Origin of the sequence: Hoylesella marshii DSM 16973 = JCM 13450, from assembly GCF_000146675.1 — a bacterium.
Taxonomy (GTDB): domain Bacteria; phylum Bacteroidota; class Bacteroidia; order Bacteroidales; family Bacteroidaceae; genus Prevotella; species Prevotella marshii.
In genome coordinates, this window is the sequence record NZ_GL397214.1 from 994,742 (window position 1) to 1,001,180 (window position 6,439).

Annotated in this window: 6 protein-coding genes and 1 pseudogene; 5 read left to right on the plus strand and 2 right to left on the minus strand. The window is 45.4% G+C overall.

The features are described from left to right. Positions 1-31 precede the first annotated feature (31 nt). From HMPREF0658_RS11320 to mobV, 4 genes are all read left to right on the plus strand, one after another. On the plus strand, positions 32-319 hold the full coding sequence (locus HMPREF0658_RS11320; RefSeq protein ID WP_139047713.1) for a hypothetical protein: 288 nt from the start codon (positions 32-34) through the stop codon (positions 317-319). Continuing rightward, positions 312-1,559: a primase-helicase family protein gene (locus HMPREF0658_RS04185; RefSeq protein WP_024991007.1), complete on the plus strand. Its 1,248-nt coding sequence runs from the start codon at positions 312-314 to the stop codon at positions 1,557-1,559. The genes HMPREF0658_RS11320 and HMPREF0658_RS04185 overlap by 8 nt, the downstream gene beginning before the upstream one ends. 11 nt (positions 1,560-1,570) lie before the next feature. After that, positions 1,571-1,987 (plus strand): hypothetical protein, encoded by a 417-nt coding sequence (locus tag HMPREF0658_RS04190; RefSeq protein ID WP_006948812.1) that lies wholly within the window; start codon positions 1,571-1,573, stop codon positions 1,985-1,987. Between the two features lie 196 nt (positions 1,988-2,183). Beyond that, on the plus strand, positions 2,184-3,545 hold the full coding sequence (gene mobV / locus HMPREF0658_RS04195) for a MobV family relaxase (protein WP_006948816.1): 1,362 nt from the start codon (positions 2,184-2,186) through the stop codon (positions 3,543-3,545). 33 nt (positions 3,546-3,578) lie between these two features. Here mobV and HMPREF0658_RS04200 read toward each other — a convergent pair whose 3' ends face one another. Further along, entirely contained in the window at positions 3,579-4,274 is a 696-nt protein-coding gene (locus HMPREF0658_RS04200; RefSeq protein ID WP_238305609.1) for a hypothetical protein, read from the minus strand. A 125-nt stretch (positions 4,275-4,399) separates the two neighbouring features. After that, the gene (locus tag HMPREF0658_RS04205) at positions 4,400-5,788 is read right to left on the minus strand and encodes a C10 family peptidase (RefSeq protein ID WP_006948820.1); all 1,389 of its coding nucleotides are present in this window, start codon (positions 5,786-5,788) and stop codon (positions 4,400-4,402) included. A gap of 312 nt (positions 5,789-6,100) precedes the next feature. Between HMPREF0658_RS04205 and HMPREF0658_RS04210 the strand changes: the two are divergent. Beyond that, a pseudogene (locus tag HMPREF0658_RS04210) lies at positions 6,101-6,343 on the plus strand (transposase); the annotation flags it as partial. Positions 6,344-6,439 lie beyond the last annotated feature (96 nt).

Sequence of the window (6,439 nt, forward strand, 5' to 3'; positions counted from 1 at the left end):
ATTTTGATGAATTGATGAATATTGATATAATATGATTGAATATCAAGCGATTGCAGGTTCATCAACATATCATCAGACGCTTGCGAACGATGAAAGAAAAAGGGATTTTCCCTTTTTCAGCAACCCTCGACAAATCCTACCAAATTATCCTCCTATTCCCTCAAATCTTGCTCTGCACCTCCCAGCTTCCCCTGTTTTTATTCCGTTCCGTTTTTCTTTCACCGTTCCGCGCCATTCTTCACAAGTAGTTTTCGGAACGATGTCCGTAACTTTGCACGATGCTATATATCAATCATTTAAGCAAGAAAGAAATGGATAAGAAAAACAATGACGGGCTGCTGGAAGATATGCCCGAAAAAAGAAAAAAGGACGGGGCTTTCGTCCGTGTGGGCACAACGCTCTACAAACTTGCAGACATGCCTCTCATCGGAGGTGGTTTTGTAAGGAAGCGCATCGTATGGAACAACGAGACGCTCCGTCAGGACTACGGCAGGGACTATTTGGCGACCGTCCCGAAGTATGACGGTTTCTGTACCGTCCCCGACCATGTGAATTATCAGCCCGTAGTAGGCAGTTTCCTCAACCTCTACGAGCCGACGGGACATCAGCCGAAGCAAGGCGTGTTCCCCCATATCAAGGCATTGGCAAGGCACATCTTCGGGGAGCAGTACGAACTTGGCATGGACTACCTGCAACTGCTCTACCTGCATCCCATAGAGAAACTGCCCATCCTGCTGCTCGTATCAGAGGAACGCAACACGGGCAAGAGCACATTCCTCAACTTCCTCAAAGCCCTATTCGGCGGCAATGTAACCTTCAACACCAACGAGGACTTCCGAAGTCAGTTCAACTCGGACTGGGCAGGGAAACTGCTCATCCTCGTGGACGAGGTGCTTCTCGACCGCAGGGAGGACAGCGAGCGGCTCAAGAACCTCAGCACCACCCTTTCCTACAAGGTGGAGGCGAAGGGCAAGGACAGGGACGAGATTTCATTCTTCGCCAAGTTCGTACTATGCTCCAACAACGAACGTCTGCCCGTCATAATCGACACAGGAGAGACACGCTATTGGGTGAGGAAGGTGGGGAGGATAGAAAAGGATGACACGGACTTCCTGCAAAGGGTAAAGGAGGAAATACCCGCCTTCCTCTATTTTCTCCAGCACCGCACGCTCTCCACGAAGAAAGAGAGCCGCATGTGGTTCAGTCCCGAACTCATCCACACGCAAGCCCTGATCAGGATTATACGGAGCAACCGCAACAGGACGGAAGTGGAGATGGCGGAAACCTGCCTTGAAGTCATGGACTGCATGAAAGCGGACGCTTTCTCCTTCTGCATCAACGACATGCTCCTTCTGCTGAACTGCGCAGGCTGCAGGACGGACAGGACGCAGGTAAGGCGTATCGTGCAGGATATATGGAAACTCACTCCTGCCGAAAACACGCTCACCTATACGACCTGCCAGCCGAGCTATGACAACATGCGCCCATATACGGAGATTAGGCGCACGGGGCGTTTCTACACCATCGGCAGGAAGCAGTTGGAGGAAATGCAGGGATAGAGGAATCGGAAATGATGAAACTCCACTTTGACAAGCGGCTTGATGAGGGCATGATGAAAGCATATTCTGTTGATTTCCAGATTATTGGAACGACATTCATCAATTCATCAGAATTTTCATCACTCCGACTTCGGTGGGAAACGGCAGTGGCATTACAGGCTGAAACGGAACAGGCAAGACACGCTGATATAAGCAACAGAAAAAGGCAGTCACGGCAAGCCGTGCATTCTGTATTTCCAAGCATGCAGGGTATTCAGATATTCGGGTGCAGTCCAAGTATGCCTTCGGAGAAACAAGTCCAATCGGCAGCACCGATGGAGAAACCGTGGGGACTTCAGGTTATAAGGGAAAGAAGTGGCAGGGGCAAATGCCCACGTGGTAAGCACGGTACGGATATTTTCAAAAGAGAAAATACCGTAGCTTATTAGGGGATTTTCTTAACGCTTCACTCCGTGTCCGCTAAAAATCCTCCAATAAGCCAACAGGGTTGCACCCCTCTGGACACCCCTGCCGAGCCTGTCGGCATGAAGGAACGGGCAAGCCGAAACACATTTCATTTTTCTTCTCACCGATAAAATCAGGAATATAAAAGACAAAAGACGACAACTATAAAACGATAACATCATGGGATATTGTGTATTGCATTTGGAAAAGGCAAAGGGAGCTGACAGCGGAATGTCGGCACATATCGAGCGCACCATTGTGCCAAAGAACACAGACCCAACGAGGACGCATCTAAACCGTGAGTTAATAATGTTTCCCGACGGCGTGTGCAACCGCACGTTAGCCATACGCCACCGCCTTGACACGGCGGGACTGAAACGTAAGATTGGAAAGAACCAAGTGCAGGCAATACGAATTGTATTGAGCGGCACACACGAGGACATGGCACGCGTGGAGGGTGAGGGCAAACTCGATGAGTGGTGTGCGGACAATGTAAAATGGTTGAGGGAAACCTATGGAGCAGATAATCTTGTTTCAGCAGTCTTGCACATGGACGAGGAAACACCGCATATCCATGCCACTATCGTGCCGATAGTACAGGGAGAACGTAGGAAGCAGAAAAAGGAAGAAAATGTGAAGCGCAAGTACAAGGTAAAAGCACCTGCCCCACGCCTGTGTGCAGATGAAGTGATGAGCCGTGCCAGCCTTATCAGGTATCAGGACACCTACGCCGAACACATGGAGAAGTACGGGCTGAAAAGAGGTGTAAGAGGGTCTCTCGCCAAGCACCTCTCCACACACGAGTATTACCGCAGCCTCATCACGCAGGGCGAGGACATACAGGCGAACATTGCCACCCTGCTGTCAAGAGAGACAGAGGCAAGTCGAATCATTGCAGAGGCAGAGCAAGCTAAGCAGGAACTCGCACGCATCAAGGCGGAGACAAAGACGGTGGAACTGAAGAACTCCGCTGCCAGGACTGCCACCGCAGCACTCAACGGAATTGGTTCTCTTTTGGGAAGCAACAAGATGAGCAGGCTCGAAAGCGAGAACAGGCAGTTGCACGGTGAGGTGGCAGAACTGAAAGAGAACATTGGACAGATGCGCATGGATATGCAGAATATGAAAGACAGCCACACCGCAGAGCGATTGCGAGCATCGGAGCAGCATCAGCGAGAAATCGGCAATCTCAGGCGCATCGTCGACAAGGCGAAGGAGTGGTTTCCCATGCTTGCCGAGTTTCTCAAGATAGAAAGGCTTTGCCGTTCGGTTGGATTGTCCGAGAAATACACGGACGAACTCTTGCAAGGCAAAGTTCTCGTTGTTACGGGAAAACTGCGGTCGGAGGAATACAGGCGTTCGTTCGCCGCTGAGAAGGTTCGTTTGCAGGTGGGTAGGACGGAGAAGGAAGGCAAGACCATACTCGACCTGCTTGTGGATAGAGTGCCGATTGCCGCATGGTTCAAGGGGCAGTGGGAGAAAATCAGACAGACGTCCATCCTTTCCTCAAAAGAAAACAGGAGCAAGGGAGTCAGGCTGTAACCATGTCTCCGCATGCTCCTTGTTTTCTGCATCTCATTCCATGACCTTTTCAGGCAAGGTTGCTTCCTTATAAGATATTTCCGCCATGATATGCTCTTCCATGTCATGCTCGTCAAGAAAGACAGGATAGATGAATTTCTCTTCATCCGGAAGTAGGCCGAGCTTTCCTAATTTCCCAAGCCTTTCCAAAGCCTCTTTCTTATTTTTCACTGTTAGGGTGAAATCACGGACAAACCCCTGTTTCTTGCTTTTCAGGCGCAAGTTCGTCGGAATGCCGCCTTTCATGACAATCTCATATACCCCCGAGAGAACGGCAGGCCCGACATGCCGATATACGGTAGGGGCGTAACGGCACAGATAAAAAGAATGCGCTGCGTTCTGGACAAGGAAAAGTCCCGAAACTCCGCTTCCTATTGACCATACAGGGTCTGAGCCTTCGTGAATTTCCAGTAACAGATAAGGCGGGAGGACTTTAACGGTCAGTTGCTGTCTTTCCTTTGTGAGGTTGTCGGTCAGTGAGACCTGAAATTCTCCCACTTGCAGGGCTTGGATTGAAAGAACACCTACATGCCCTGCCTGTTCGGGAGTTCTCGCATAGGCAATTCTAGCATAGTCCTTAAACGCATTGGAATTGCTTATCTGCAAGTCTCCACTGCCACTCGTGATGAACACACGGAGCGTAGAGCCTTGCATGATTTCCCTATAAGGTTTATCCAATTGAAAAGTCAACTTCTTATCCTCATCAGAAGAGGTGCAACTTATTATAAATGCAAACAAAAGGCAGGCCAAAGAGAATCTAAAATATCTGCCCATAATAACTGTCAATCATTAGAAAGTGTGAAATGAATTTGGAATTATTTCCTTTTTACCATCGGAAATAAGCGAAGTCTTTGATTATAATTTCCTTCTACCGGTCTTGTATCGAAAGAGAGTGAAGTCTCATTTCTGTCAACCATATAGTATCCACTTGCATATCCTTTCCAACCAAAATTGGCATGAACATAGACATCGTGTGATTTTATCATTGCCTTTAGTTTTGTTGGGGTAGAACGCGTCCGTACCTGATAACCGTCTAAAATCCAGCAATGTCCCCCTTTCTTATTTCCAGAACTTCTTGTTTCGGAAGGCTCCTCATCTCCTGTTATCAACACAGGACAACCGCGGTCTAAAGATGCAATTATTATGGCCGCATCCATATCATATCCTTTATTTCTTTTTCCCAAATTAAAAGTTACTCCCATTGTTTCCAAATATTTATGACTATTAGTCATGGAGGCACCGCCTGTTCCATCCATATTCCATTCTGTTTTGATGCCGTATGCAACATGCTTGCAAAGCAGTGCGACTTGGTGTTGAATATCATCATCCGTTAAGGCATCTATGCCTGCGCGTTCTTTTATTAAATTCCAATCTAAAGTATGACCATATACAGAAGACATCGCCTCATAATGTGCAACAATCTGGGCAATAGCCGTCCCCACACATCCAACAACCTTTGGAATATCATTATTAATATATCCAAGTTCATTATTGTAAGGCCTATTTTGTCCCCATTCTGTACGCAACATGGGCTTAACTTCTTTTACCAAAATCCCCATTGTTGGTTCAGGTATCCATTGCCCACGAGTAAGAGGTGTTTGGACTACCTTTATTTTTTCTTTCACATCATGATATGTAATGTCATTTGTATGAAAAGCAGTTTTAAGTTTACATAATGTTTTATCATGAAGAGAGTCTCTAATAGCATTATAATAACGCAATTTACTCTTGATGGCATTTTCTGCTTCCCTTACCATCAAAGCAACACTTTTATTTTGTGTTGTATCCGCTAAATTACCTTTTTCAGCGAATGCAATAACTGTTGCAAACCTCTCATCCCCAGCAACAAGAGCAAACCCTTCTTTTTCTGATAATTTTAACTGATATATAGGGATGGAAGAAACTGTGTCTTCTACGCTTTTGGAAGAAATTCCACCAATATAGTACTTCTTTTCGATGATAGGGGATTGAGATATACTTCTTGTCGCTTGTTTCCCCGAAAAGTCTTTGACAAGAGTTATCGCTTGGTCCTCTGTTATTTCTTTTGGATGTTCAAACGCTATACTAATATACTCTTCTTGAGAAAGGTTTAAGAAACTGCTGTCTGTTGCTTCTTCAAAACTTTCTTGTGTAGTGCAGGAATACAAATTTATTAGCCCACAAGCAATAATTCCTAATACTGTAAATTTTCTCATTAATTCCATATTAAATTAGATTAGATAAGTTATTTTGCAAAGATAGGCAATTTTTATATTTAATACAATCCCCATTGTTGGGTATTTTACAACATTTCAAAGCATTTTGTACAAGTTTTGCCCTACGAATGTTTTGAGTTTTCCAAACATCTTACTATCTTTGCTCACATAAAGAGTTCTTTGCAAGCAAAACAAAGCAGAACATAGCAAAAGGAACGGTTGCCAAATCGTTACCCGAAAATCAACCAATCGCATGGAACACTCTTGTATAAAGGGTTGTCGCTTTCCTATCCAAAGTTACGGAAATTTTCTGTATTATTGATGAGTTTGACAAGAATTTATCGCTGCTTTAAACATTTCTATCTTGAAAAAATTTGCAATGAAAAAGAAGAGCTTCTCAACTTTATGATAACGCCGGGAGATATTGATGACCGTAAGCCTTTGGAGTACAAAGCTTTTATAGAGTTCATACAAGGTAAGCTGTTCGGTGACAAGGGGTACATCAGCAAGAACCTCTTTCAAAGGCTTTTCGTTGACGGAATACAGCTTATTACCAAAAGGAAAATTGCCCTATAAATTCCCCTTTTATTTTCATTTGATACCCCTATTTATCCAAATGTGGATAACAAACTCTCCAAACGTGGATAATGACTTATCCAG

Excerpts from the sequence above, each read along its gene's own strand:
- HMPREF0658_RS11320 (WP_139047713.1), top strand. The coding sequence starts at position 32 with ATGATTGAATATCAAGCGATTGCAGGTTCATCAACATATCATCAGACG.
- HMPREF0658_RS04185 (WP_024991007.1), top strand. The coding sequence starts at position 312 with ATGGATAAGAAAAACAATGACGGGCTGCTGGAAGATATGCCCGAAAAA.
- HMPREF0658_RS04190 (WP_006948812.1), top strand. The coding sequence starts at position 1,571 with ATGATGAAACTCCACTTTGACAAGCGGCTTGATGAGGGCATGATGAAA.
- mobV (WP_006948816.1), top strand. The coding sequence starts at position 2,184 with ATGGGATATTGTGTATTGCATTTGGAAAAGGCAAAGGGAGCTGACAGC.
- HMPREF0658_RS04205 (WP_006948820.1), bottom strand. The coding sequence starts at position 5,788 with ATGGAATTAATGAGAAAATTTACAGTATTAGGAATTATTGCTTGTGGG.